At 68.4% G+C, this 25143-nt stretch carries 25 protein-coding genes and 2 pseudogenes; 16 read left to right on the top strand and 11 right to left on the bottom strand.

The annotated features are described in order from the left end of the window. Positions 1 to 34: 34 nt before the first annotated feature. Positions 35 to 766 carry a class I SAM-dependent methyltransferase gene (locus tag FB559_RS37265; protein WP_141962326.1) on the top strand — a complete coding sequence of 244 codons (732 nt, stop codon included), beginning with the start codon at positions 35 to 37 and terminating at the stop codon, positions 764 to 766. A gap of 4 nt (positions 767 to 770) precedes the next feature. On the opposite strand, the gene FB559_RS37260 is transcribed toward FB559_RS37265, so the two are convergent. Continuing rightward, a complete protein-coding gene (locus FB559_RS37260; RefSeq protein WP_141962325.1) occupies positions 771 to 1394 on the bottom strand; it encodes a TetR family transcriptional regulator in 624 nt (207 codons plus the stop codon). Positions 1395 to 1492: 98 nt separating this feature from the next. Here FB559_RS37260 and FB559_RS37255 point away from each other — a divergent pair, with 98 nt between their 5' ends. From FB559_RS37255 to FB559_RS46515, 6 genes and pseudogenes are all read left to right on the top strand, one after another. Beyond that, entirely contained in the window at positions 1493 to 1840 is a 348-nt protein-coding gene (locus FB559_RS37255; RefSeq protein WP_141962324.1) for a hypothetical protein, read from the top strand. An 801-nt stretch (positions 1841 to 2641) separates the two neighbouring features. Then, positions 2642 to 3148 (top strand): hypothetical protein, encoded by a 507-nt coding sequence (locus FB559_RS44305; RefSeq protein ID WP_185792656.1) that lies wholly within the window; start codon positions 2642 to 2644, stop codon positions 3146 to 3148. A gap of 507 nt (positions 3149 to 3655) precedes the next feature. Next, entirely contained in the window at positions 3656 to 4378 is a 723-nt protein-coding gene (locus FB559_RS37245) for a hypothetical protein (protein ID WP_141962323.1), read from the top strand. Positions 4379 to 4638: 260 nt separating this feature from the next. Further along, the gene (locus FB559_RS44300) at positions 4639 to 4845 is read left to right on the top strand and encodes a hypothetical protein (RefSeq protein ID WP_185792737.1); all 207 of its coding nucleotides are present in this window, start codon (positions 4639 to 4641) and stop codon (positions 4843 to 4845) included. After that, positions 4833 to 5081, top strand: coding sequence for a hypothetical protein (locus FB559_RS46950; protein WP_221640622.1), 249 nt, complete (start codon positions 4833 to 4835; stop codon positions 5079 to 5081). The genes FB559_RS44300 and FB559_RS46950 overlap by 13 nt, the downstream gene beginning before the upstream one ends. Positions 5082 to 5301: 220 nt before the next feature. Further along, positions 5302 to 5852 (top strand): annotated as a pseudogene (locus FB559_RS46515) (transposase); the annotation flags it as partial. A 397-nt stretch (positions 5853 to 6249) separates the two neighbouring features. On the opposite strand, the gene FB559_RS37230 reads toward FB559_RS46515, so the two are convergent. Both FB559_RS37230 and FB559_RS37225 read right to left on the bottom strand, forming a co-directional pair. Beyond that, the gene (locus FB559_RS37230; protein WP_141962322.1) at positions 6250 to 6960 is read right to left on the bottom strand and encodes an alpha/beta fold hydrolase; all 711 of its coding nucleotides are present in this window, start codon (positions 6958 to 6960) and stop codon (positions 6250 to 6252) included. Positions 6961 to 7054: 94 nt separating this feature from the next. Beyond that, entirely contained in the window at positions 7055 to 7618 is a 564-nt protein-coding gene (locus tag FB559_RS37225; protein ID WP_141962321.1) for a carbonic anhydrase, read from the bottom strand. Positions 7619 to 7926: 308 nt separating this feature from the next. Between FB559_RS37225 and FB559_RS45035 the strand changes: the two genes are divergently transcribed. Next, positions 7927 to 8175, top strand: a complete 249-nt coding sequence (locus FB559_RS45035; protein WP_221640621.1) for a hypothetical protein — start codon at positions 7927 to 7929, stop codon at positions 8173 to 8175. A 504-nt stretch (positions 8176 to 8679) separates the two neighbouring features. Here the strand turns inward: FB559_RS45035 and FB559_RS44295 are convergent. After that, positions 8680 to 9018, bottom strand: coding sequence for a hypothetical protein (locus FB559_RS44295; protein WP_221640620.1), 339 nt, complete (start codon positions 9016 to 9018; stop codon positions 8680 to 8682). Between the two features lie 183 nt (positions 9019 to 9201). Between FB559_RS44295 and FB559_RS44290 the strand changes: the two genes are divergently transcribed. Together FB559_RS44290 and FB559_RS37215 are read left to right on the top strand one after the other, a co-directional pair. Continuing rightward, positions 9202 to 9594: a hypothetical protein gene (locus FB559_RS44290; protein WP_185792735.1), complete on the top strand. Its 393-nt coding sequence runs from the start codon at positions 9202 to 9204 to the stop codon at positions 9592 to 9594. Positions 9595 to 9617: 23 nt separating this feature from the next. Continuing rightward, positions 9618 to 10019, top strand: coding sequence for a hypothetical protein (locus tag FB559_RS37215; protein ID WP_141962320.1), 402 nt, complete (start codon positions 9618 to 9620; stop codon positions 10017 to 10019). Between the two features lie 66 nt (positions 10020 to 10085). Here the strand turns inward: FB559_RS37215 and FB559_RS37210 are convergent, their stop codons facing one another. The 4 genes from FB559_RS37210 to FB559_RS45030 are packed head-to-tail and all read right to left on the bottom strand — an operon-like array spanning position 10086 to position 14573. Next, positions 10086 to 11261, bottom strand: coding sequence for a JmjC domain-containing protein (locus FB559_RS37210; RefSeq protein WP_141962319.1), 1176 nt, complete (start codon positions 11259 to 11261; stop codon positions 10086 to 10088). Beyond that, on the bottom strand, positions 11258 to 13180 hold the full coding sequence (locus FB559_RS37205) for an ABC transporter ATP-binding protein (RefSeq protein ID WP_185792655.1): 1923 nt from the start codon (positions 13178 to 13180) through the stop codon (positions 11258 to 11260). The genes FB559_RS37210 and FB559_RS37205 overlap by 4 nt, the downstream gene beginning before the upstream one ends. Positions 13181 to 13194: 14 nt before the next feature. Then, on the bottom strand, positions 13195 to 14316 hold the full coding sequence (locus FB559_RS37200; protein ID WP_185792654.1) for a lanthionine synthetase C family protein: 1122 nt from the start codon (positions 14314 to 14316) through the stop codon (positions 13195 to 13197). Between the two features lie 44 nt (positions 14317 to 14360). Continuing rightward, positions 14361 to 14573 carry a hypothetical protein gene (locus tag FB559_RS45030; protein ID WP_221640619.1) on the bottom strand — a complete coding sequence of 71 codons (213 nt, stop codon included), beginning with the start codon at positions 14571 to 14573 and terminating at the stop codon, positions 14361 to 14363. Positions 14574 to 14810: 237 nt separating this feature from the next. On the opposite strand from FB559_RS45030, the gene FB559_RS37195 reads away from it, so the two are divergent. Then, positions 14811 to 17780, top strand: coding sequence for a lantibiotic dehydratase (locus FB559_RS37195; protein ID WP_141962316.1), 2970 nt, complete (start codon positions 14811 to 14813; stop codon positions 17778 to 17780). A gap of 11 nt (positions 17781 to 17791) precedes the next feature. After that, on the top strand, positions 17792 to 19165 hold the full coding sequence (locus FB559_RS37190) for a lanthionine synthetase C family protein (RefSeq protein ID WP_141962315.1): 1374 nt from the start codon (positions 17792 to 17794) through the stop codon (positions 19163 to 19165). A gap of 324 nt (positions 19166 to 19489) precedes the next feature. Here the strand turns inward: FB559_RS37190 and FB559_RS46945 are convergent. Then, a pseudogene (locus FB559_RS46945) lies at positions 19490 to 19903 on the bottom strand (IS982 family transposase); the annotation flags it as partial. Between the two features lie 702 nt (positions 19904 to 20605). Between FB559_RS46945 and FB559_RS37175 the strand changes: the two are divergent. Beyond that, entirely contained in the window at positions 20606 to 21241 is a 636-nt protein-coding gene (locus FB559_RS37175; protein WP_141962314.1) for a hypothetical protein, read from the top strand. A 48-nt stretch (positions 21242 to 21289) separates the two neighbouring features. Here FB559_RS37175 and FB559_RS45020 read toward each other — a convergent pair whose 3' ends face one another. Both FB559_RS45020 and FB559_RS45015 read right to left on the bottom strand, forming a co-directional pair. Continuing rightward, positions 21290 to 21442 (bottom strand): hypothetical protein, encoded by a 153-nt coding sequence (locus tag FB559_RS45020; protein WP_221640617.1) that lies wholly within the window; start codon positions 21440 to 21442, stop codon positions 21290 to 21292. Next, a complete protein-coding gene (locus tag FB559_RS45015; RefSeq protein ID WP_425455129.1) occupies positions 21439 to 21855 on the bottom strand; it encodes a transposase in 417 nt (138 codons plus the stop codon). The genes FB559_RS45020 and FB559_RS45015 overlap by 4 nt, the downstream gene beginning before the upstream one ends. Before the next feature lie 233 nt (positions 21856 to 22088). Between FB559_RS45015 and FB559_RS37165 the strand changes: the two genes are divergently transcribed. From FB559_RS37165 to FB559_RS37155, 3 genes are all read left to right on the top strand, one after another. Continuing rightward, complete coding sequence (locus tag FB559_RS37165; RefSeq protein WP_141962313.1) at positions 22089 to 22649, top strand: hypothetical protein; 561 nt, start codon at positions 22089 to 22091, stop codon at positions 22647 to 22649. Positions 22650 to 22813: 164 nt separating this feature from the next. Continuing rightward, positions 22814 to 23998, top strand: coding sequence for a cytochrome P450 (locus FB559_RS37160; protein ID WP_141962312.1), 1185 nt, complete (start codon positions 22814 to 22816; stop codon positions 23996 to 23998). 53 nt (positions 23999 to 24051) lie between these two features. Beyond that, entirely contained in the window at positions 24052 to 25089 is a 1038-nt protein-coding gene (locus FB559_RS37155; RefSeq protein ID WP_141962311.1) for an alpha/beta fold hydrolase, read from the top strand. The last annotated feature ends 54 nt before the right edge of the window (positions 25090 to 25143 follow it).

Genomic DNA, 25143 nt, shown 5'->3' with positions numbered 1-25143 from the left:
ATCCTCGTCGTCGCTCCGTGGATATGGTCGCCGGGTGCCTGATGCGATCTTCGCGCACCCTCGCCTGGCGGCTGTCTACGACGCTTTCGACGGAGACCGCGGCGATCTGACCGCCTATCTCGGCATCGCCGGCGAGCTGGGTGCGGACCGGGTGCTCGACGTCGGTTGCGGGACGGGATGCCTGGCGATCCTGCTCGCCGACGGCGGCCGTACGGTTGTGGGCGTCGATCCGGCCGGGGCGTCACTCGAGGTCGCGAGGGCGAAGGATCGGACGGGACGAATCACCTGGGTGCACGGCGACGCCACGGCGGTGCCGGCGGCCGGCGCCGATCTCGCGGTCATGACGGGAAACGTGGCGCAGGTCTTCCTGTCCGACGACGGCTGGGCACGGACCCTCCAGGGCATCCGCGCGGCACTCCGCCCCGGTGGCCACCTCGTGTTCGAGACCAGGCGTCCCGGCTACCGGGCCTGGGAGGAATGGGCCGCCGACACGGCTCCGGTCACGCTCGATGTCCCCGGGGCCGGTTCGGTCGAGCGGCGTCTCGAGGTCACCGGCGTGAGCCTACCGCTGGTCTCGTTCCGCTGTACCTACCGGTTCCTGGTGGACGGCGCGGTCCTCACCTCGGACTCGACCCTGAGATTCCGCGACCGCGACGAGGTGGAGACGAGCCTGGTCGCCTGCGGCTATCGGGTGCTGGACGTTCGAGAGGCGCCTGATCGCCCCGGTCGCGAGTTCGTCTTCATCGCACAGCGGGAGGCCCGCTAGTGATCTACAACGTAAAGGGCGCGGCCCCCGTGCCATCGGCCTCCGGCTTGATGGCCGCCGCACCGCGCTCGTCGCCGAGGTAGCGTGCGACGAGCCGGGCCAGCCGGGCCGCCACGACCTCCGGCGGGTCCACCGGCAGCACGATGTGGCTGAGCGTCAGCCGTACGACGGCGTCCGTGAGCTCGGGTACCTCCGCGGCGTCGAGCTGCGGCCACTGCCGCAGCAGGTGCGCGATGATCCGCCGTTTGGCCGCGAAGAGCACCGGCTCGGCACGCGTGGTCATCAGCGGCAGGAGGTCCTCGCTGCCGGTCCCGGTCAGGATCGCCTTCTTGAGCGGGTCGTCGGCCGCGGTGCTGAGCGTGTACACGACCGCTGCCGTGACGGCGGAGTAGAGGTCCTCGTGCCGGGTGAACGCCGCGTCGACACCGTCGAGATAGCGGTCGTTCTCCCGTAGGGTCAGCGCCTGCGCCAGCCGCCACTTGTCCCCGAACTCGTTGTAGACGGTCTGCCGGCTGACACTGACCGCGTCGGCGACGTCCTGCATCCGCACGCGCCGGAACCCACGCTCGATGATCAGCGCGGCGGCGGCGTCGAGCAGGTCATCGCGGAGAGTTCGGCGCTGCTGCATGCCCCCAGAATTTCAGACGTACGTCTCGGCGAACATTCCTGTCATCCAGAACAGCAGGTGGCGCGTCTCTTGGGGTGAATAGGAACGAGGGGGACGACATGAAGGTATGGCCGGCGAGCAACCACTCCAAACCCACCCTGAGCGGACTGAGGAAACGCCGGTCGCGTCCTTCGACCGACCTGGCGAACTGGGTGCTGCACGAGGAGAAACTCCTGGTGGAGACGTGGTTCGCCGGTGACGGTGAGCTGTACGGAGCCTGGCGGGACCGCCTGTGGACCGAGATGCACGACACCATGAACCACCCGGAACGAACGCGACGGCAGACGGCGGATGAGGAATATGTCGTAATGACGGCGTTCGACGGCAACTGGTCGCAGTACCGTATCTGTCGTGACCGCCTCCGCGAGGAACTCTGGCAGATCATGAAGGTCACAAAAAGCCGCTGACCAGGCGCCCCCAAGACGCCGCGCGGCCGGGTCATCCCCCCGATCCCGGTCGCGCGGCCTTTTACCTGCTAATACGCCAAACCGGGACATATTCAAGATCCCGTTTCGCTTGATCTCCAGTGGAGAGTGGTCCTGTCGCCGCAGCTCCGCGGGCTGTTGGGCTCAAACCGGCCGATATGGTGCGCGTAGCTCGGGGGTCTAACGCGTAACCCTTACGCCGTCGCCCTGGTCCTACAGGAGCACGATTGCTCCGTCCTCCGGCTCGGTGCTGAAAGCCCTGTGGGGCTCGAAAACCTCGGTCAGGGCTGGTGACCTGCGGCGTACCGCACGATCATCGCAGCCGGTACGGCAGGATCAGCGCTTGTGCTGACCTCATTTCTGTAAAAGGCGATCACCCGGTTCGCCCAGTTTGTGATCTTGCGGTTCCGCGCCGACGTTGACAAGGAGGTGGAGATCCTGGTTCTTCGCCATCAGCTGGCGGTGCTGCGTCGGAAGGTCGACAAGGTCAGGACCGAAACGGCCGATCGGGCCGTGCTTGCTCTGCTGTCTCGGTTACTGTCCCGCGCACGCTGGCCGACGTTCTTCGTGACACCGGCAGCGCTCTTGCGCTGGCACCGGGACGCGGTCCGGCGAAAGTGGACCTACCCGAGCCATCGCGGTGGACGACCTCCGGTACCCGCCGAGATCCGGACGCTGGTGCTACGGTTCGCGACCGAGAACCCCTGCTAGGGGCGTCGGCGCATCCACGGGGAACTCCTCGAGCTGGGCTATAAGGTCGCGCCCAGTACCGTATGGCTGATCTTGAAGCGGGCCGGAATCGACCCAGCACCCCGCCGCACCGGGCCCACTTGGACCCAGTTCCTATCCGCGCAAGCAAAAACCATGCTGGCTTGCGACTTCTTCACGGTCGACACGGTGTTCCTCAAGCGGATCTACGTGTTGTTCTTCATCGAGATCGCCAGCCGCCGGGTCCACCTCGCCGGCCTCACCGCCAACCCGAACGGCACACGGGTGATCCAACAGGCCCGGAACCTGATCATGGACTTGGACGAACGCGCTGGCGGGCTGCGGTTCCTCATCCGCGACCGCGACACCAAATTCACCGCCGGGTTCGACGACGTGTTCACCTCGATGGGCATCAAGATCATCAAGATCCCGCCGCAAGCACCACGGGCGAACGCGATCGCCGAACGCTGGGTGGGGCCTGCAGCGAGATGGTCGGCCCGCCGGCGGGTCTTGCCGCCGCCAATGGGTACGAGGTGGTCGCGGGAGATGGCCAGGACGTACCCCCAGGCGCAGGCGGCGTAGCCGGGCCCGCAGCACGGTGTTGTTGCCGTAGGCCTCGTCCGCGGTGACCCATCGGGCCGGTGGCGCGGCGTCGAGCGCGGCGGTTGCGCGGCGACGCGGCGGAGTAGCACGAACATGGCCACAAGGACCGGTGTCGCCCCAGCACGGGTTGCGGGCTCTCCGAACTGCGGGAACATCGAAGGCACGAGCGACTGTGGCCTGCCCTTTGGGGCGGCACGATGACTGAGGGGGCAGACCCAGGATCCGTTCCGGGCGGCGGGCGGGACACTCGGCCCGCATTCCTTCCCCGCCTTGTTACGGCTGGGATACGTCGCGGGGCATAACCTTCTCGATCATGGAGCAAGTCGCCGGCGGTAACGGCGCCGGTGTGGCCGTGCCCGTTGCACCGACGGACGTGGGCGCCGTAGCCTCCCAAACGTTTCAATCTCGCCCACCGCCTTGGTACCCCGCTGCCGGCCTCCGCGCACTGTCCTAGGCAGCTCCGTTCCCTCCCTGGATCGGTCGTCAATGTCTTCTGAATATCGGGACCCTCCCTATTCGGCCAAGGAGATCGTCGAGATCTTCACGGACTTCTACACTTTTCTCACCACGCTGCATTACAACCCCGGCGAGCTGGTGACGCCGCCTCCGCAGGGGTGGCCGAACCTCGCGCCGGGAAGCGATCTCGACGCCAAGTCCGACCTCGCCCTTGAGGTCATCAGGAGCCTTCCGTACCTCGACAGCTCCGCTGACGTCCATTACAAGTCGCGTCTTGTCAACTACAGCACGGTCGACCGCTCGTATTTCGTGGGGAAGCGGCCGTTCCCCGGCGAGGAATCGTTCGAGGACTTGCCTGACCATGTGTTCATCTTCGCGCTCGGTCACGAGAGCGGCGGCCGATCCTTGTTCCTCGATGTGAACACGGGCGAGGTCATTGAGGAGATGATCCGGATGGAGCGTAAGCCCCCGCAGGATGCGAAGACCTACTTCGCGGAACTGAAGGAGGACTACCGGAGTCTGAAGCTCATTCCGATCCGGGGCATGGACTCGATCGAGGCTTGGTATGCAGAGGAGCGGGAGACGCCGATCACGGAGGAGGAGCTTCTGGCGCAGACGGACGACTGGGAGACCGAGCTGGACGTCCAATACCTGCGACAGGTATACCGGGCCTGCGGATGGCCGTCCGCGTTCAGCAAGGACGAGGCTTTTGACGAAGTCGAAACGCTGATGGAAAAGCGGGACTACTTCTGATGGGAGCCGACCACCATGCGGCAGATTCCCGGTCCGAGGTGGCGCCCGGCAGGCCGCGCAGACGTACCGGTAGGCGCTCCGCGTCGCCGATGGATTGACCGACCCGGGGGCCTTCTCGCTGTGCGCGGCCGGCATGAGCCAACTACAGCTGGTCGACGACGGGGTGGGCCACCCGGTCCGGACGCGACGCGTAGTCACGCCGGGACAGGTTTGCGCCGTGGTGGTCGTCGGGTGCCGGGTTCGACTCGTACTGCTGGCCCATGCGCGATCCGGACAGCTGGCTGCCGTCGCTGGTGGTGGCCGACAACCTGGGCGTTGGGGCGCAGCGAGCGGAAGCTGCACCGGTCCTGGCGGTCGAGGATGAGCGCACCCGCCTGCGCGCCGTCGTGACGGTCGACGAGGCCGCGGCCAGAGTCCTTCGTGGACGGCTGCGGCCCTGGGCGCGGTGGTGGTCGTGGACTCGCTGAGCATTGGCGACCCGATCAACATGAAGTTCCGCCGCCGCGACGAGGGCGACGCGCCCCCGGAGGTGGAGTTGCTGCGCGAGCGGTGGACCCGGTTCCACCGGCCCGGACGCTGGTGGCGATCGTCTCGTTCCTTCTGGTGGTGGCAGCCAAGACACGAACAAGATCCCGCACAACACCTTGCGGTCATCCAGACGCTTGCGGCCTGGATGACGCCTGCGCCGCTCCACCGCCGGTAACAATGGCTCGATCCGCTCCCACAGGCTGTCTGCCACGATCCATGGTGGTTGCTCGCCCTTCCTCACACCGAAGAGCGAACAGCCAGAGCCACAGTCATCGGGCAACAGTGATCATTCTGTTAGGACCTCTAAGGCCGTCCAGGTCGGCTGAGGATGCACGGACGGGCAGTCCTGGTCCCCCATGGACGCGTCGGAGGGGGCAACCGCAAGGCCCCTCAGCGACCAGTTCGGACCGCTCTCGATCCGTCCCTGCCACGGATCGGCGTGGGCACCGCAGACACGGCCGGACCGGCTGCCCGCCACCTACCGCCGCACCCACGGCATCCGCTACTTCCACGGCTGTTACTCCCTCGGCGATGACCAAGGCGTGGGGCGTGACCCGCAGACACAAAGGCGGCGACCACTCCCTGGCCGCGCTCAAATCCATCCGGGCAGCCCGCCCCGACGGCGCCAAGATCTACGTGATCATGGACAACCTGTCGGCGAACAAGACACCAGCAATCCGCACCTGGGCCAAGAAGAACAAGGTCGAGCTGTGCCTCACCCCGACCTACGCCTCCTGGGCCAACCCCATCGAAGCCCAGTTCGGCTCTGCGGACCTTCACGATGGGCAACTCCGACCACCCCAACCACACCGTCCTGGCCCGCCGGCTACACGCCTACCTGCGCTGGCGCAACACCAACGCCCGCCACCCCGACATCCTGGCCGCACAACGCCGCGAACGCGCCCGCATCCGCAGCGAACGCGGGCAACGCTGGGGCCGCCCCCCGCCCCAAAGCCGCATGATCACACCCGGCGAAGTATGTGGACACCCCACTAGGGATTCGCCGGGAAGGGATACCTATCCGCCATAGAAGGCGATCCGGGCGAGGCGGCCGGAGGCCGTGGCGCCTCGACGGTGATCGGGAAACCTGCCCAACTATGGCCGACCAGCAGCACGTCGGTGAAGTCCCCGCATCGACTTCGCCAACCAGGGGTTCAGCGTCTGCCAGTCGCAGGTTCCGAGGATCGTCGCCCCTGGCAGAGACCAGGCACGGTCAGAGCGGGGGCGCTGTGACCAGTCGCGCTTACCCGCTGACCGACCGGTGCCAGCACCAACCGCCGTGCCCGATACCGGGAACGAATACGGAAGTGTATGGCCCCTTTCCCTTGTGGGTGACGTCCTGGTCAGTCCGAAATGCCCTTCGCCGCGTCAAGGATGGTGTTGGTCACGTGGTCGGGATGGGCGGTGGGAACGGCGTGGGAGGCGTCGACTTCGGTGACGATGGATCCGGCGCGTTCTGCCATCCAGCGTAGTGTCTGGGTAGGGATCGACATGTCGGACGTGGGCACCACGCTCCAGGAGGGAAGTGTTCGCCAGGTGGCCGGCGCATTGAAGGTTCCGTCGAGAATGGTGGGGTCGAACGGCTTCTGGGCGGCGGCCATGATCGCAACTTCGGCCGGGTCGACGTCCGCGGCGTAGACCTCCGCGAACTTTTCCGGCCGCAGATATACCTCCTGTCCGTTGGGGTATGGGCGAAAGCGCAAGTTGTCGGGGGTGAGCAGGCTACCGGGGAACATGCCGTTGAGCTCGCCCGGCGTTTCACCGGCGTCCTGCTGGAACGCGGCGACGAACACCAAGGCCTGGACCGCCGGGGTGAGCGCGTCCGGGTGGGAGATGATCGAGCCGGCGTAGGAGTGCCCGGCGACGATGAGCGGACCGGGCAGGGTTTCGAGGAACGCGCGCAGGTAGCGCGCGTCGCCGTCAAGGCTGCGCATGGCAACCGAGGGCGCGGCCACGCGGTGACCAGCGCGTTGCAGTCGATCGGAGACCTTACGCCAGACCGAGGCATCGGTGAGGGCCCCATGTATGAGGACAAAGGTCGGTGTGTCGGCCATTGAGCTCCTTCTTCGGTGGACTTGGTGGTGTAGGAAGATCGGCGAGTTGGCCTGTGCTACCGGTTGGGCTGGCAAGGCTCGCCGCATCAACCGGTCAGGAGGCGGTGGTGGAGCCGTCCGCTCGGAGGCGCGGTGCGGTTACTTGGGTGAGCAGCCCGGTTTCGATCTCGTAGACATAGCCGGACACCGCGATCTGCGAGGCGAGCTGTGGGGCGGCGAGGAGCCTGTCCGTGTCCTCTTGCGCGGTCTGGGCGGGGTCGAGCACGGCCAGACCACGCAGGGCAACGCTGTCGTAGCCGTAGCGGATGGCGAAGCTGTGGCGTAGCTCGTCATCGGCGAACAATGCCGAGCCACAGTCGGTGTGGTGGATGACCGCGAGTTCGAACCAGGCGGAATCAGGGGTCATGTTCTCGTGGAGGTGGCAGACCCAGGCCAGGTCGGCAAGGACCGCGTCGGTCACTCGGCCGCCGATGCTGCGAGCGACGATCGCGTCGCCGAGTTCCAAGCCCAGGATCCCGGCCGGGTCGACTCGAGGGTCGATGCAGGTCAACACGTAAGCCTGCATGTTCGGGATGAACGGGATAGCCGGCACCTTGTCCTTCGCGTCGGTCTTAGCGAAGAACCGGTTACGTTCGAGAAGCGTGTCGAGGTTCGTCATGACGTTCAGTTTTGAGCGGCCGGCCGCTCGCCATAAGTAGTAAACCTGCCGTATTGCGGGATTATCCCGCCATCGTCTGCTGTCAACGCGATGTCGCGTTGGTCGGGTGACGGGTCCCGCTGTCGCCATCCTGACCTCGGTCGTCGTCTTGCCAACCTGCTCGCTGACGAGCCGCCGTTCGGCCTCGCGAGGGATTGTTCCGCGCGCCGTTCACGGCAGTACCCAGGCTGTACCGCTTCAGAACTCGTCGCAGCGATGGCTGACCTGCGGTTTGGGCGGATGGCCGGGGTGGGGCAAGATCGTGCTTTGTGTCTTTTCGTCTCCTGTATCTGATCATGATCCGGGTCTTCGGCTGGTTGGTGCTGCTGGCGCGTAGCCAAGCGTCGAAGGACGCGGAGATCATGGTGCTCCGTCATGAGGTGGCGGTGCTGCGGCGTCAGGTCACCCGCCCGAAGGTGGACTGGGCCGACCGGGCCGTCCTGGCATGGCTGGCCCGGTTGTTGCCGGTGGTGCTGCGTTCGCATCGGCTGGTCACCCCGGGCACGCTGCTGGCCTGACACCGCCGGCTGGTCAAGCGCACCTGGACGTATCCGAGCAAGCCCGGCCGCCGTGGGGTCAGCCAACAGATTCGGGATCCGGTGCTCCGGCTGGCGCGGGAGAACCCCCGTTGGGGGTATCGGAGAGTGCATGGTGAATTGGTCCGGCTCGGGTACCAGGTCAGAGAATCACTCGGGTACCGGATGTCGGCAACCTCGGACGGATTCATGCCGAGAATTGTGGATTTCGGCCCGGAGCGCAGCCAAGAACGGCCTGGACGAAATGCGGGGTCCTGCGTGAAGCAATCCTCGGACGTCCCTGAATGCCGGACCTATCCGCACCCACCTGATCCCAGGCCCATCCAGCGAACCCACCGGCTCCGGCTCCCGCCGGGCTGCCGGCGCCGCACCCGATTCTCACTTCGCACTGGCGCTCTGCCGTGGGGTGCGCCCGTGATCAAGACGGCCGCCTCGCGCGCGCTGCTCGCGGCCTCTACAGGCCGGCGTCGCAGAACCGATTGTGGGTCAGCGGGGCTTGCTGGTCCCGATGATGATCGCCCGGCCCACCACTCGTCTGTGCCCCACCCGAAGCTTGGAGTAGTAAAGGGCCGCGACGTACGGAGAGGTGGAGGCCATCATCACGAAGAAGCAGGGGCTGGCCACGCCGAACAGGATGCGGTGCGAACCGGTTGTCAGGACATAGACGGAGCCGGCGATGGCAACCGGCCCGCAAATGCCGAACACGACACCGAGAGGGAAAAGATCCCTCAGCATCAACCGTGGCCGGCGGCTGGTCGCGAGGTCAGGTCGGTCTGGGCCTGTCGAGCGGTCGCGACGGGGATGAGCTCCGACGGCGTCGCGCAACCGACTTCCTGGAACCCGATCAGGCGGCCAAGGCGCAAAACCTCAAGGTCAAGGACGTGGGATTCGCCAGAAGTGTTATGGACGCCGTTCGCCATGATGAGGACCTCGCCGATGCGGCGGCGATCATGGACCGCAAACTTCCGGGCGCTCTTCCGCGAGCCGGGCCACCGACAGCGCCAAGCCATGCGGGAAATCACCAGCGAGAAAACCCAGCGTCAAGATCAAGCGGCTCAAGCGGTCGTTCGTGCTGAACCACCGGGCCGGCGCGACCCGGGAAAAGCCACGCTCCTGCTCGAAGAGGTCGAGGCGGCCCTCGACGGCTCCGTGGACGCCGAGGATCTGAAAGGTCAGACCCGGACGATGCGGCGCACATTCGAGTTGGACGAAGAGCCGACCGAGCCGATCAAGAACTTCAGAGCCTTCCGCGACGCTCTGGAGACCCTCATCTATCGAGGTCAACGAAGCACAGGAAAATTAGCCGATCCACAGTTCGAGCGTGGACGCGATATCGGGTTCGCCACCAGCTCCTTTACAGCCAGCACGGTAAGAGGCCGCGGCTATGGGTCGGGGCCTTGACCCGCCGCACGATCAGCCGTGCGGTGATCGCCTGGCCTTTCTTGGAGGCGAACGCGGTGGAGGTGGCCTCGGCGATCGCCGCGTCTACAGACCCACCCGCCGGCTTGTTCATCGGAGACCGCGTTCGGGTACTTGATCGCCACCCACGCGCCCTGCCCGAGATCGACCGGACGAGGGCGGCTGTCGAACGCGACCAGCGTTCGGGTGCCCTCCCGGCCAGCTCCGACGCGGTCGCGATGTTCATGGTGGCCGCGTACAAGAGCTATCTCATCTTCTGGGCATCACTGGCCCGAGACATCGGCCTGACCGTTGACCAGCTCGACGCTCGCGTACTGGCGGTCCATGACCAGGTGCTCGACTCCATGGCCGACGGGCCCGACTCCTCCTCTGCCACGAGCGAAAGCCCGTCCGCGACGCGTACATGACCCAGGAGGCGCGCGCGGCGGGGCGGGGAGGGACGTGATGCCAACGGGGTTGGCATCACCCATGGATTACACGTCCTCACCGGCACACATGCCCAGGCCGATCAGCGTTTCCGCGACCGTCGCGGCCTCGGAGGGGTCAGGGGAGATCTCTTGTACGGCCAGCGGCCCGTCCAGCAGGCGCCGGCATGTCTCGGCGACCCGAGCGGAGACGCGGAAACCGCTGGTCCCCACCGTGATCCGCGCGCCGTCCGCGCCCTCGGCCAGCGTTACCAGCGGCCATACCCCGGGGCGCAGGCGGATCCGATCCGGCATGCCGGTAGGCGTGCCGGTCACCGCCTGTCGCAGGAGCCCGGCCCGGACCGGCTCGCCGAACGCGGTCCGGCCGTAAAGGGTCCGGTGAAGGGCGTCCCCGCCGGCGCGGCCGGCCAGCGCCGACGCGATCAGGTCGCCGTACCGGCCGACCATCGGCCCGATCCGCTCGGCGACGTTCCGGCCCAGGGGCAGCGGGACGGCGAACTCGTCGGCGCGCAGGATCTCCTGGATCAGCTCGCGCAGCAGGTCCGCCCACGTCATCGTGTTGACGCTGATCGTGACGTGCACCGATGACGAGCCGGTCGTACGCACCAGGTGGGGCATGCCGCGCGGGACGTACAGCAGGTCGCCCTCGTACAGTTCGCATACCGACGACGGCGCGTCGGGATCGAGGCCGGAGACGACCGTTCCCCCGCCCGGGTTCGGCACGATCTCGTCGTACAGGTGCCAGCGCTTGGTCCCGTGGACCTGGATGACGAGGATGTCCTGGGCGTCGCAGTGGACGTCGAACGCCCGCGTGTCCGGCGGCGCCACGTAGATGTTGGCGTCGACCGGATGGCCCAGTTCCGTCTCGATGTCCTTGCAGACCTCGTGCAAGCGGGGTAGGAGCAGGTTGACGGTGCCCAGCACGATCGTCGCGCCGTTCCGGTAGAACTGCGCGACCTTGACCGGGTCGACGACGTCCTTCAGGCCCGCGTAACCGAGGGTCGACCGGGACACGTAGCGGTCGGGTGTGACGACGACCCCGTCCTTCGCCAACTGGACGCCGGGTGTCCGCAGCCCGCTTCCAGTGATCACCCGGTCGATGTCCTCGATCGACACGAAGGCGCCGAGGTCCCGCAGGACGTCGCGCCGGTGCAGTGGCGCCTTTCCCACGTACTTCTCGAAGAAGTAGTCGACGTCACCGACGAGTGCCGACAGTACCGTCATGTGAAGGTCCTTTCCGTGCCGTGCCGACGCCAGGTCGTCTCCGCGTACTGGCCGGCCTGGAGCTGGTACATCGCGGCGTACGCGCCACCTGCGTCCATCAGACTCTGGTGCGTACCGTGCTCGACGACCTTTCCGTGTGCCAGGACGTAGATCCGGTCCGCCCGCCGTACCGAGGCCAGCCGATGGGTGATGAGGACGATCGTCCGCCCCTGCGCGGCCAACATCCCCACCTTGTCGAAGACCTCGATCTCCGCACGCGGGTCCAGGGCCGAGGTCGGCTCGTCGAAGACCAGGACGGGCGCGTCGCGGAACCAGGCGCGCCCGAGGCCGATGCGCTGCCACTGCCCGCCGGACAGTTCGGTGCCCCCCATGAACTCCCGCGCCAGCAGGGTGTCCCAGCCGTCCGGCAGGGACGCCGCCACCGCGTCCGCACCGCTGGTCCACCCCGCCCACCGCAGCCGTGCGTCGTCGCGGGCGTGCTCGCTGCGGCCGATGGCCAGGTTGACCCGCGCGGTGAACGGCCAGCGGGTGAAGTCCTGGGTCACCAGGGCGACCCGTTCGAACAGGCGTCGCCGGTCCAGGTGCCAGATGGGGACCCCCGCCCAGGTCACCTGCCCACCCTGGGGCAGGTACAGGCCGATGAGCAGCTTGGCCAATGTGCTCTTGCCGGAGCCGTTCTCTCCGACGAACGCCACGGTCTCACCCGGCCGAATGACGACGTCGACGCCGTCGAGCGCGGGCCGTGTCTCGTGGGGATAGGCGAAGCGCAGGTTCTCGGCGCGGATCTCGACCGCCCTCGGCGGCAATGCCAGGTGGCCCGTGTGCATGGCCAGCCGCCCGGCCTCGGCGCAGGCTCGCTCCCACTCGAGGACGAACAGTCCCTGTTCGTAGATCTGGTTCGTCGACATGACGAGTGCGGTCAGGCTCATCTTCCCAGTGCGGATGGCCATGACCGCCGCTCCGGCCACCGCGAGCGGCACCGCTCCGGTCAGCAGCAACGCGCCGAGGGCGGCGTACGTCGCCAGGCCGGCCAGGCCCGACAGCGCGTCACCGACGAGGGTGTTACGCGCCTCAGCCCGGCCGAGGCGCTCCTGTTCCTCCTCGGCCACCGCCGATAGGCGCCGGTAATGCTCCAGCAGGAACGGCGCGACGCCGTGGGCGCGGATCTCCTGGCCGGGGTTCGGGCCGCTGAGCAGGTCGCCCAGGACTTCGAGCTGGCGCGTCAGGTCCATGTAACGCTTGGTCGAGGCGAACCGGGCCCGCGCGGCGCGTACGGCGCTCCAGCCCTTGGGTGCGATCCCCGCAGCGAGCAGCGGCAGCAGGACCGGATGCAACACGGTGAGGACCCCGGCGGAGGCCACCAGGTTCGTCAACCCGGTCAGCAGCGCGATGGCGTTGCTGAGGGCGATCCGGGTCGCGCGGGTGCCCTGGCGGGCCGCCCCGAGCAGGTTGTGGAACTCCGCGTCCTCCAGAGCGGCGAGCTCCACCTGCGCGGCACCCTCGAGCAGCCGTGTGTACGCCAGGCGCTCGGCCCGGGGCCCAAGGCGGCTCGCCGCGGCCTTGCTGCACGCCCGCATAACACTCGCCGTACCGGCGGCCAGGGCGATCGCAACCAGCGCGGGCGCGGCGGCGAGGACCCGGTCCCGCGACGGCCCACCGGCCATCAGCGGCACCAGCACGCGGTACGTCGACAGGAGCGTCACCGCGGTTCCGACGCCGGCGACGAGCTCCGCGACGATGATGGCGGCGAGCGCGCGAGGCGCGGCCTCGCGCCCGAGACGAATCGTGGCCGCCAGGAGCCGCGGCAGCTCCCGCGCCATCGTGGAAAAGCCGACCAGCAGTCCCGCGCCCTCATGCCGGAGCTGGCCGATCGACACCCGGATACCGGATCCGAACAGCTCGTCGCCGGGCGGTTTCACGCCACCTTCTTCCATCAGCCCACCAGGAACGGCCGTAGGGCCGGGTCGTCCGCGGGAGAGTCCCCGGTCACCGTCAGCAGTGTCAGCGCGATCCCGGCGGCGCCGGTCAGCAGGCCGGGGCCGGTCACGTCGAAGCCGAGCGGCAGGCTGGGATCGAAAGCATCGACGAGCCGGTCGAGCAGGTCCTCCGCGGCGGGCGCGAATCGCGCGTCGTCGGCCGCGAACGCCGCGGTGACCAGCAGTAGTCCCGCGATCCCGTGGCACAGGTTCGGCGAAGAGTCCAGGCCCCAGGCGTCGGAGGCGTCCAGCAGCGCGGTCATCGCGTCGCGGGCGACGCTCTGGTGGTGGGGTTCGTCCAGTGCCCGCCCGGCGAGCCACAGGGCACGGGCGATGCCGGGGACGCCGTAGCACCAGGAGGCGCGGCGCGGTGAGGGCATCCGGTCATCGCCGGCCAGGCCGGCCGGCCAGGCGATGCCCCACTCGTCGGTCTCGGCCGCGTCCAGCAACCAGTCCGCCGCACGGGTGAGCGCGCGTGTGCGGACCTCGGGCCGCTCGGCGTGCTCGGCGCTCAGGTCGGCCTGCTTGCCCTGCTCGGTGAGCAGGGCGAGGAGGGCCACGGGGCCGGCGGCGCCGTGGGCCAGCCCGCAGTCGACGTACCCCTCGGGCAGCGACCAGGCCGGCGGAACGCGGTGCGGTGGCACGAAGAAGGGCGGGTCACCGGCGGCGGCCTCCGCCAGCGCGGCGGTCACCGCGACGATCGCGGGCGGACGGCCCCGCAACAGCGCATACACGCCGGCACCGGCCGTTCCGTTGATGAGGTCGTGGTCCGCTATGGGCACGACGGCCGCGTCCAGCTTCTCCAGCAGACCGCGGTAGCGGCCGGTGCGACCCCGCAGGAGTACGGCCGCGACGCCGAGTCCGGCGAGCCCACCGCTGAAGAGCCCGGCCGACCCGGCTTTCGTCACCGCGTTCTCCAGGAGTCGATGGCCGGTCGCGTCCCATCCGGCGCGGGGCTCGCGGTCGTGTAGCGCCGCGTAGAGCTGCGCCTGCCCGGCGTGGTCGGAGCGAGTGCCCGGCCGCCGCGTGGCAGCGGCGGCGCCGTCGCGGTCCGTGACGGAGGCAAGGCGAGCCGCCACCTCGCGCGCGATGGTCGTGGCGACGGCTCGCTGGGCCGCACTAATCAGTAGCACATGCCGGGAGCCATCGCCCCGTATGTGGCGCTGCAGTTGCACAGGGTCCCGCCACAGGTACCGCTCCAGGACACCTGCGTGCCGCAGGTGCTTTCGCCACCACTGCAGGACTGTATCGGCGTCACAGAATCGGATTCCAGCACCAATTCGATGTCGAGGTCAAAGATGTCCTCGTCGATTTCCAGGGTTGCCAACGGGGGCATACACATTCCTTTCTGCAATACAGATAAAGCCGCAACGGAGCGGCTCGCCGAGCAGCATGGCAGGGTGCGCTTACCGATCGCTTACCGATCGCTTACCGCAGCTCTACGCTCGGCACGGCGGGCTTCGCCGAGGAGGAAACCGAACGTGGGAACGCGCGGGAACGCTTACATATCCTGAACAAATCCCCTGGTACGGTACGGCGCGATACGATCCTTTTCCTGTGCACGGAGAGCTGCATGACAAAAATGCCGAGGCTGAAGGCCGCCGACCGGGCGACGGTGCGGATGAGCGTGCTCCCGGCGGAGACGGCGGCGCGGACCCGAAGCGACGGCGACGACCCCGCCGGATATCTGCGCTCGATCATCGCCGACCCGCTGGTCCGGGAGGCGATCGCGGTATCCAGCCCGTCGTTGGCGCACACGCTCGACGCGCTGGAGGCCGGCCGCCCGGTCGATCCGAAGAAGCTGCGGCGCGCGGTGCTCTCGGTATCCCGTTACGTGCTTCGCATGGCGACCCGGTCCACGCCCTTCGGCATCATGGCCGGCGTCTCCGAGGCGCGTTTCGGCGACGCCGTCAAGACGTCCTTCGGCGACGGCCACCGCAAGAGCGCGCGGCCGGACGTCGGCTGGCTGCACACGCTCGTACGCGACTGGGAACGCCGGCCGGAGATCGTGCGGCGCCTCCATGTCGTCCGCAACGGCCTGGCCTTCGCGCGGGGCGACCGGATCGTGGTGCCGCACCTGCCCGTAGGTGACGACGGCCCGGCGATCGAGGTCTCCGTACGCCGCACCCGGGTGGTGGACGAGGTGCTGGAGCGGGCTCGTCGGCCGGTGCGGTTCACGGACCTGGCCGGACACCTGCTCACGGCCTTCCCGCAGGGCTCGCCGGAGGCGGTCGAGCGGATGCTGATGCAACTCGTCGAGCGGTACGCCCTGCTCACCGATCTCATGCCCCCCGACGACGCCGACCCGATCCAGCACGTCCTCGACCGTCTTCCGGCCGAGGCGGCGGCGGACCTGGAAGAGACCGGCGCCGCGCTGGACGCTTACGCGAGGACGCCCGTCGGTGGGGGGCTTCCGGCGTGGAATGAGGTCCTCCGCGTGACCCGGCGGCTCGGGGAGAAACAGCACGCTCCCCACGTCGACCTGCGGCTCGATGACGAGATCACACTGCCGTGGGCGGTCGCCGAGGAGGTCGAGTCGACCGCCGCGATCCTGACCCGCATCACCCCTCCTGACCGCGCCGTACCCCACATGCGCGCCTACCACGATGACTTCGTCGACCGGTACGGCACGGGGCGGCTGGTCCCGGTGAAGGAACTTCTCGATCCGGAGGCGGGGCTCGGCACCCCGGCCGGCTACCGTACCTCGGCCCGCAGCGCGCCCCGCGCGGAGCCGAACCGATACCGCGACCGCGTTTTCGGCGAGCTCACCCAGCGTGCGCTGCTCGACGGGGCCCACGAGGTCGAGCTCGACGCTGCGATGATCGACTGGCTCGCGGACGACGACGACGGGCGGGTGCCGTCCGTGCTGGAGCTCGGGATCCACGTGCTGGCCGCGTCGGCGCCGGCGTTGGAGGCCGGTGACTTCCGCATCGCCCTGGCGACCATGCCCCTCTCACGCCGCGCCGGCGCGTTGAGCGGCCGTTTCGCGTACCTCCTCGACGATCTGCGCGACCAGACCGCCCAGCTCCTGTCCGGCGCCAAGATTCCCCAGCCGCAACTCACCTTCCAGGCCAACTGGACACGGGTCGCCAACGTGGCCCGTGTGCCACGGTTGACCGCCCACAGCCTGCCGGTCGGGAGGTTCGCGGACCCCGGCGATCCCTCGGTGGTCGACCTGGACGACCTCGCGGTCGGCTCCGCGGACGGACGGCTCTTCCTCCAGTCGCTGAGCCGCGGCACGGAGATCGTTCCGACCACGATCCACATGCTCGTCCTGCGCGAGGTCGCTCCCGACGTGGCCCGTTTCCTCTACGACGTCAGCGACGCGCGTCACCGCGCGTGCGCCGCGTGGACCTGGGGCGACCTCGACGCGATGCTGCCGTTCCTACCGCGTGTCCGGCACGGCCGGACGATCATGGCCCCGGCGACCTGGCGTCCCTCGCTCGACCTCGTCGACACCGCTGTGCCGGACCGGGAGTGGCAACGCCGTCTCGACGCCTGGCGCGAACGCTGGCGGGTGCCCGCCGAGGTCTTCATGACCAACGGAGACAACCGGATCGGCCTGGATCTGGACGCCACGCTGCACCGGCGGATCCTCCGCTACGAACTCGGCCGCCGCAAGAGTACTCTCCTGGTCGAGCCGCCGGGTGGCGAGGGCTTCGGCGCGGGCTGGGCGGACGGCCGCGCCGGGGAGCTCGTCGTCACGCTGACCTCCGATACGCCCGATCCGGCCGTCCGAACGCGGGCCGTGGTGCGGCGCCGCCCGTACGTCCACCACCCGGGCGGTGAGTGGCTGTTCGCGAAGCTGTACTGCTCCGCCGACCGGCACGGAGAGCTGATCGCCCGCTCTCTGCCCGTGCTGCGCGCCGCGCTACCCTCCTGCGTCGACCGGTGGTTCTTCATGCGGTACTTCGATCCCGGCCCGCACCTGCGACTCCGCTTCCAGGGTGACCCGGACGGGCTGAACCGCGAGGTCATGCCGCTGGTGCACCAATGGGCGGCGCGGCTGTGCGAGGCGGGGCTCGCCCGTACGCTGATGCTCGACACGTACGAGCCGGAGGTCGAGCGGTACGGCGGGCCGGAGGCGCTGGAGGCGGCCGAGCGGCTGTTCCAGGCCGACAGCGAGGCCGTGATCGAGCAGTTGGGACTGCGGCTCGACCTGCGCCCGGAGCTGCTCGCCGCCGCGAACTACGCGGACCTGATGCGCGGCTTCGACGCGCCGGACTGGCGGGAGTGGTTCCTGCACGCCTTCCCCAAGAACGAGCACCACTCTGCGTTCCAGGCGGTACGCCGGACCGCGATCCCGGTCGTCGAGGGGCAGGTCGATCCGCGCCTCGATGCGATCTGGGCACGCCGCAGGCCGGCCGTCGCGGAGTACGGCCGCCTGATTCGTTCGCTGAACCGGCCCACGCCCCTTCCCGCGCTGCTGCACATGCACCACAACCGGCTCGTCGGAGCCGCACCGGACGGCGAGGGCGTCTCGTATGCGATCACACGGGGGGCTCTGCAGGCACTGTGGGACCGGGAGAGGCACGCGAAGTGAGGGGACACGACGTGACGGCGGACGAACGCGGCACGGGCACGGTCGGGTCGGAGCCCGTCAGGGCCGACGCGTCCGGGGGCGAGACGAGCGGTACGGCCGTCAGGGCGGAGGCGGAGTCGATCGTCGGGGAGGTGGCCCGGCGGATCGCCGACCCGCAGGCCGTCATGCGGATCACCGGGACCGCTGTCGACCGGTCTCCCGGCGGCCGGGAATCCCTGATCTGGCATCCGAGCGCCCTCAATGAGGGCTGTCCGGGCGTGGCCCTCCTGCACGCGGAGCTCGGCGACCGGCGGAGCACCCACGCGTACCTGTCCGTCGCGGCGAAGGAGGCGATGTCCGGCGGTGGTGGCCTGTTCGCCGGCCTGCCCGCGGTGGTGTTCGCCACGCGTGCCGCGGCCAGCCGGCCCGGCGACTACGCGAGCCTGATGGACCGTGCCCTGCCGGCCGTACGGGCCGCCGTCCGCGATCTCACCCGCGACGAGACCGGACGGATCGCCGCCGGCCGGCCCGGGACCGCTTTCGCCGTCTACGACATCGTCCAGGGACTCGCCGGTCTGGGCCGGCTGCTCCTGGCGGGAGGCGAGGGCGACGGCGCAGCTGCGGACGCTGTGGACTGCCTGATCGCTCTCACCCAGGACGTGGAGGTCGGCGGCGTCCGGGTGCCCGGCTGGTGGGTCACCCACGCTCCGATCCGGGACACCTCCGCCGGCGACGGCCATTTCAACCTGGGCCTGGCCCACGGGATCGCCGGCCCGCTGGCCCTGCTCGCCATCGCCCACCGCGAGGGCCTGCGCCTCCCGGGCCAGGAGGAGGCGATCGAGCGGATCGTCACCTGGTTGCTGGACCGGCTTTCCGGGGGCTCGTGGCCGACCGTCGTGACCCTGCGCGAGCTCGTCGACGTCCCTGACCGGCGCCACCACGAACACCAGGTGGCGCCGGACCGGCCGAGCTGGTGCTATGGATCGCCGGGCATCGCCCGCGCGATCCAGCTCGCGGGTATCGCCCTGGACAACTCCGCGTGGCGACGCGCGGCGGTGTCGGTGCTGCGGGCCACGCTCGCACGTCCGTGGGACACCTGGGGGGTGGTCGACGCCGGGCTGTGCCACGGCTGGGCCGGCATGCTGCACATGACCCGGCTGATCGCCGCCGACGACGGTGCGGAGGATCTCGACGGGGCCGTCGACGGGCTCGCCCGCCGCGTCGCCGGTTGCTTCGATCCCGAGGCGCCGTTCGGCTTCCGCTACGCGGCGGGAGCCGGTGCAGACGTGGCACCGGACCGGGCCGGTTTCCTGGAGGGAGCCGCGGGCATCGCGCTCGCCCTGCACGCCTACGCGCGCGGCGGCCCCCCGGCGACCACCTGGGACTCCGCACTTCTCCTGGCCTGATCGCGAAGCCGGTTGTCGCCGGCATTTCGCGACCCCGCTGATCTCGGCAGTCAGGTAACGAGCCGGCAGGGCGAATTCGACGTGTTCTCTTCAAGCTGGCACCACCTGCTCATGGAGCCGGATGGCGCGGCATGTTCCCGTTCGCGTCGATCACCATGAACACCCCGGCCATCCCCAGGTCGGCGTAGGCGCTCGAGCACGTCCATGGCGTGACGATGCAGTGCATGGCCCGCGGGATTCAGCCGTACGCCTCTCGGGAGCCGTTCGAACAGTGAACGACACCGTCGCCGCCTAGATGAATGAGTCCAGGGGTTGGTGTCGCGGTCAGTGATCGTAGGCGATTCAGGGATCGTTTGACGGGTTGCCCGGTTTTGTCGTTGTGTCATATCGCGGCGGTAATGCGAGGATGCGCAGGAGGACCCGGACGGTCACCCCGGCTGGGCTCTTGCCTTCGTGTCGTTCCAGGTCGAGTTGGCCCTTGAGGGTTTGGTCGATCGACTTGATGATCTGCCGGAGCGGTTTGAACAGGTGCGCGCCGGCTCGTTCGGACTCGCCTTTGCGGGCCGGGCGCAGCAGCTTCAGGTCACGTTCGGTGAGGTCGTGCTCGAGCTGTCGGCCGTAGTAGTTCTTGTCGGCGATGATCGTTTGTCGTGGATGGGCGGCCTGGACGTCGGGTGTGGTGTCGAGCATGTCGCGGAGGGTTTCACGTTCGTCGGCCTTCGCGCCGGTCAGTGCGAACAAGTCATGAGGTCCCGGTGATGGCGGTTTGTCCGCTTCGGGGTGGGCCAGACGGGAGAAGGTGCGGCTGCGGGCCGCGTGGATTTTCGAGCACGGGATCGCGCGGTCCTTGGGGGTGACCGAATCCAGGGAGCGGCGAGCCCGTCCTCGGTCTGCTCGTACTGGCCGTGCATCAAGATCGAGGTCAGGTCCCAGTGCACTCGGATGACCTCGATCCGGAACGCTCCGATCGCCGCCATCCCAACCGCCCTCAGCGGTCCGGTCCAGGTGCACGACGATCGCGTCCAGCGCCGGCCCGATCCGATCGGCTGAGCAGCTCAGGACCCATCCCAGAGCCTCACCGAACCGCCCAGTCCCCGCGCCCACCCCCTGCACATGCACCAATGGGCGGGGCGAGGTCAACCGGTTCGCGACCAGCGCCTCGATCACCTGCCCATGGTCAGCTCGGCCACATCACGCACCGGGCACGCCTCATCGTGATCTCCCGGATCCTCAACCGGGAACTGCAACGGGGCAGCCACCGGCAACGCCCCCAGTATCTTCTCCGCTGACGGACCTCCGAACCGCGCAGGTTGCCTCACAACCCGGCACGCTGCCCGTCCTACCGGCACACGGCCGACCCGACGCACTGATCAACCCCGAACATCCATGTGTGCGGAAAACGGGGCTAGGTTGAGCACCATCGACCGTTGAAGGAGTGGGATGTCCACACCTGGCTTCCCGGCAGGCACTCTCGATTCGGTGGGAACGCCGATTTGGATCAGCGCCCTGGCCGAGGAACAGCCACATCACACGGTGCACGTGGTTCGCGGCCTTGAGCCGACCGAGGCATTGGAACTGCTAGGCGCCAAGCCCCGGCTGTTTCAGCGCTGCATGATCCCCCGCGACAGGCCCGAAACCTGGAGGTCGGCCCCGGCTGAGGACACTTTCACAATGCTTGCCGGGCGTATTGGTGACTGGACGTTCGTCTACGACGCTGAAGGCGCTACCTCATTCGACGCGGACTCGTCGCCTACCACGGTCCCGGCCAAGAAGTTGTCCGCCGACGGCCGCGTGGCAGCGACCAGCACCGTGACGTTCACCATGAAAACCGACCTCGGCTACGCGGTCGACGGCGAGGTGGTCGTCCATGTCATCAATGGCGGCCTCCCTTACGTCGAGACCGAGCTGCCCGCTGAGCTGCAGGCAGCCATCGACGCAGCAGGAACTTTCGAACCTTCCTACGAAGACCAGGCTGATACGTCCGTCTACCTGCGAGTTCTCGCCGCCTTGGCAGACCTGCGATGCACCACGGACGACTTGCGCCACATTTCACTGGTGGCCACGCCATTCGGCTAAGGACCGACTCAAGCTGATACAAGAGGTCGAATAGCTGAGGTCTCTTTCCTATGGGGGCTCGGGTTCGAGGGTGAGTCCGGTCTGGGTGAGGAACCCCTCGACGAGTTCGGGTCGGTACTGGATGCGTTTGAGTCGGCTCTTAACGGTGGCGGCGAGTGGGTCGACGGTGTCGGCGGACAGGTTGCCCAGTCCGTTCTTCATGTGGGCCCACACGCCTTCGACGGGGTGGGATCGGGGGCGTAGGCGGGCAGGCGGACCGTCGTCAGCCAATCGGTGTGCGCATCGATGAAGGTGCGCATCCGTGCGCTGAGGTGGGTGTTGAGGTTGTCCCAGATCAGAATGATCGGGGCGTGTAGCTGCTCGTGGGCGGCGGTGACCGCGGCGGCGTAGTCGGCTTCGGAGAAACTGCGGCGTTCGCCTTTACGCCCGCGGTGGACGATCAGGCGGTAGAACACATGGCCCCGCATGCCGGGCTTGCGGCATACGAGCCCGGCGACCGATACCCGTCCCGATCCCTTGCCCGAGACCTCCATGATGGGGCTGTGGCCGCGGCGGGCCCAGGTGCGGGCCTTGGGTGGGCGCAGATTCTGCCCGGCCTCGTCTTCGAAGCAGATCCGGGCCCCGAAGGTGCCGCGACACGCGCTGCCCGACTGGCTGGTCCGGGCGGGCGCGCTGGTGAAGGCGGAGATGAGGCAGGTGTCCGAGGTCCAGGTCTCCAGGATGAGCTTGGTAGTGGGGCCGGCGCCGTCAGCGGATCAAGAGGCGAACGAAGTGGGGATTCCCCCGATCCCGGTCGCGCGGCCTTTACCTGCCAATACTCCTTGGGCACGAAGGCCACCGCTGGGTCATGGTCGTCGTTTCCGCGATCGATATCTTCTTCGACATGACAAACCCGGACCGGCCCGCATTCGCCGCTGATCTGCATGTCTCAGCCGACTACGGCCAGATCTACATCTACTCCGACGCTGCCGTGATCGAGGACGACGAGGACAACCTCTTCCTCGACGCACTGGACGACGCAGTGGATTCCCAGCGGTTCGTCGGCACCGCGGGCGGCCTCATCGACCTGATGACGCCAGGGCAGTGGAACTTCGAAACACCGATGCGCGTGGAGGTCTGGGCCGCCGAGCCCTCCGCCGACACCGGCAATTGGTCACACGAAGTCGATGTCGACCTCGATATACCGGACGGGCAGCTGATCTTCCAAGCGTCCGGCGGCGGCACGCCGATCCCGGTCGAACTGCCCGCGGGCCGCTACCGAGCGCGCATCTCCGGCGCGGGCTACACCACGCTGGGCCACGCCGGAGCTGACGGTGACGACCACTACCGGCTCCGACTCTGGCCTCGCGCCAACGACACCGACCCCAAGCTCCGCAGGTTCTGGCCGGGCTGGGAGAACTATTCCTGACTCACCCGGACACCAGCCGCCCGCTCAGGCTGAATGGATACGCCGCACCTGCCGGGCGAATGGGCGGCAACCGGTCCTCGATGGCTTGATCAGCCGAATACCGCCGAGGCGGCGGACGAGTGACATGTCTTGATTCAGTGCTTATGTGGTGATATTCCCAACACATGACGGCAATCGCTGGTGGATGGGAATTCGATCATGTTGATCCATGGCTGGCGCCACGCATCAACGAGGTCTTAGCCGAGCTCCGAGGCGACTGCCCGGTCGTGCACAGCACCAAGTACGGCGGCTTCTGGGCGGCACTCACTCACGAGGCCGTCAAGGAGGTGACCAGCGATCCGCAGACCTACACCAGCACCGACTGCGTCACCATCCCCAGGGTCCATTCCATCCTGCAGCCGCCTCTCGACTTCGACCCGCCCGAGCACACCGCCTACCGCAGGATCGTCCAGCGGCAGTTCACCCGGCAGGGCGCGGCACGCTACGAGCCGCTCCTGCGCAGGCTGGTACGGGAACGCCTCGGCGAACTGATCGAGCAGGGCAGCGCCGACCTCATCGCCACGCTGGCCCGCAACGTGCCGCCGATGGCGATCGCCATGATCCTCGGACTTCCGCCCGAAGACGGCGAGCGGTTCATGTACTGGGTGGAACGGCAACTCATGACGGCGGCCACGGGCGACCTCGCCGAGAACGAGCGGGTGACTCAGGAGTTCACCGAATACATCGCCGACCACCTGGGCGGCGCGCGCGAAGAGAACGCCGTCATCGGTGCGATCGACGAAGGCCGGTTCAACGGGCGGCCGCTCACCCAGGAGGAGCAGGTGGGCATGATCGCGCTGCTGATCGCGGCGGGGCATGAGACCACCGTCCACGGCATCGGGGCGATGATCTACTACCTGGCCACCGTCGACGGCCTCAAGGAACGCCTGATCGCCGACCCGGCGCTCATCCCGCCGATGATCGATGAAAGCCTTCGCATGGAGGCGCCGATCGTCTCCCTGGCCCGTACCGTGCGCGGGGGCGCCGAACTGGCCGGGCAGAAGCTGGAGGACGGGGAGCGGGTGCTGATGGTCTTCAGCGCCGCCAACCACGACCCGGCCGTGTTCGACCGGCCCGAGGAGTTCGTCTGCCCCCGGGAGCGCAACCCTCATGTGACGTTCGGCTCCGGCGTCCACCGCTGCCTCGGCGAGCACCTCGCCCTGCTGGAAATGCGCATCATCACCGAAGAGCTCCTCGCCATGGCACCCGGGTTCCGGCTCGCCGAGGGCTACGAGCCTGACTGGGTGATCGGCCCGGTGATCCGTGGCCTCACCACGCTGCCGGTCGTCTTCTCACCAGCCCAGGCCTGAGCGGCGTCTGCGGCTGCGCACTGTCATCGATCGATGCCGTAAGGAGCTTCGCCGTGAGACGCCTGCCATTACTCGCCGCCGCGCTGATCGCCGCCACCTTCGTGGCCGCGCCCGCACAGGCCCGTACGCCCGCGCACTGCTCGACGCATGTGCTGCACGTACGGCTCGCCGACGGCGGCCCCGCCGCGTACCGGATGTGGGGCGAACTGTGTTACCAGGGCCGAATCAAGCCCAAGGCGGTGCAGCTGCTCATCCCGGGTGGGACCTACAACCACACCTACTGGGACTTCCCGTACCGGGGCGGCGTCTACTCCTACGTACGGGCGGCGACCTCGGCCGGCTATGCGACGTTCGACGTCGACCGGATCGGCAGCGGATACAGCAGCCACCCGCCGTACACCGACCTGACTCTCGCGGGTGAGGCGACGTCGATGCACGACGTCGTGACCGCCCTGCGGTCGGGCAGTGTCGGCGGTCACGCGTTCCGGCACGTCATCACGGCCGGGCACTCGTTCGGCTCGGCGGTCGCGGTGGTGGAGTCGGCGCACTACCGCGACGTCGACGGTGTCATCAGCATCGGCGGTGGCCACGCCATGTCCGACGCGGCGGGAGCCATCCTCGACGCGACCCAGGAGGCGAACCTCGATCCGAAGTTCGCCGGGCTCGGCTACGACGGATATCTGACCACCGTCCCGGGCGTGCGAGGCCGTCTCTACCACGACTCCCGCACCTCGACGCCTGGGATGAACGCCCTGGACGAGAAGCTGAAGGACGTCCATTCGAGCCACGACGTGCCGGACATCCTCGCCTACAACCTTCCGGCCACGCCCGCCGACGCGATCAGCAGGCAGCTGACGGTGCCCGCGCTGGTCCTCGTCGGCGGCAGTGACCTGACCTTCTGCGGGGCCGGCGCCTTCGACTGTTCCAGTAGCGCGACCTTCCATCAGGGCGAGGGGAAGTACTGGCCGGCGCGGCACGTGAGCTTCGGCATCATCCCGAGGACCGGCCACTCTGTGCAGGAAAGCACGACCGAGCCCGAGGCGGCGGCACTGATGCTGGCGTGGACCCGCACCGTCGCCCGGCCGGCCTGACACTCCGGGGTCCCCGGCGTCACCCCGGGGACCGAAGCCGGCGATGTCGGGTGC

Source organism: Actinoallomurus bryophytorum, from assembly GCF_006716425.1.
GTDB classification, from domain to species: Bacteria; Actinomycetota; Actinomycetes; order Streptosporangiales; family Streptosporangiaceae; genus Actinoallomurus; species Actinoallomurus bryophytorum.
This window is presented reverse-complemented; position numbering and strand designations above follow the sequence as displayed.

Bases quoted from the DNA above. Each gene is read 5' to 3' on its own strand.
- FB559_RS44290 (WP_185792735.1), top strand. From the start codon at position 9,202: ATGCGGGAAATCACCAGCGAGAAAACCCAGCGTCAAGATCAAGCGGCT.
- FB559_RS37165 (WP_141962313.1), top strand. From the start codon at position 22,089: ATGGTCGTCGTTTCCGCGATCGATATCTTCTTCGACATGACAAACCCG.
- FB559_RS37225 (WP_141962321.1), bottom strand. From the start codon at position 7,618: ATGACGAACCTCGACACGCTTCTCGAACGTAACCGGTTCTTCGCTAAG.
- FB559_RS37245 (WP_141962323.1), top strand. From the start codon at position 3,656: ATGTCTTCTGAATATCGGGACCCTCCCTATTCGGCCAAGGAGATCGTC.
- FB559_RS37260 (WP_141962325.1), bottom strand. From the start codon at position 1,394: ATGCAGCAGCGCCGAACTCTCCGCGATGACCTGCTCGACGCCGCCGCC.
- FB559_RS45030 (WP_221640619.1), bottom strand. From the start codon at position 14,573: ATGCCCCCGTTGGCAACCCTGGAAATCGACGAGGACATCTTTGACCTC.
- FB559_RS37175 (WP_141962314.1), top strand. From the start codon at position 20,606: ATGTCCACACCTGGCTTCCCGGCAGGCACTCTCGATTCGGTGGGAACG.
- FB559_RS45020 (WP_221640617.1), bottom strand. From the start codon at position 21,442: ATGAAGAACGGACTGGGCAACCTGTCCGCCGACACCGTCGACCCACTC.
- FB559_RS37230 (WP_141962322.1), bottom strand. From the start codon at position 6,960: ATGGCCGACACACCGACCTTTGTCCTCATACATGGGGCCCTCACCGAT.
- FB559_RS37195 (WP_141962316.1), top strand. From the start codon at position 14,811: ATGACAAAAATGCCGAGGCTGAAGGCCGCCGACCGGGCGACGGTGCGG.
- FB559_RS37255 (WP_141962324.1), top strand. From the start codon at position 1,493: ATGAAGGTATGGCCGGCGAGCAACCACTCCAAACCCACCCTGAGCGGA.
- FB559_RS44300 (WP_185792737.1), top strand. From the start codon at position 4,639: ATGCGCGATCCGGACAGCTGGCTGCCGTCGCTGGTGGTGGCCGACAAC.
- FB559_RS37160 (WP_141962312.1), top strand. From the start codon at position 22,814: ATGACGGCAATCGCTGGTGGATGGGAATTCGATCATGTTGATCCATGG.
- FB559_RS37210 (WP_141962319.1), bottom strand. From the start codon at position 11,261: ATGACGGTACTGTCGGCACTCGTCGGTGACGTCGACTACTTCTTCGAG.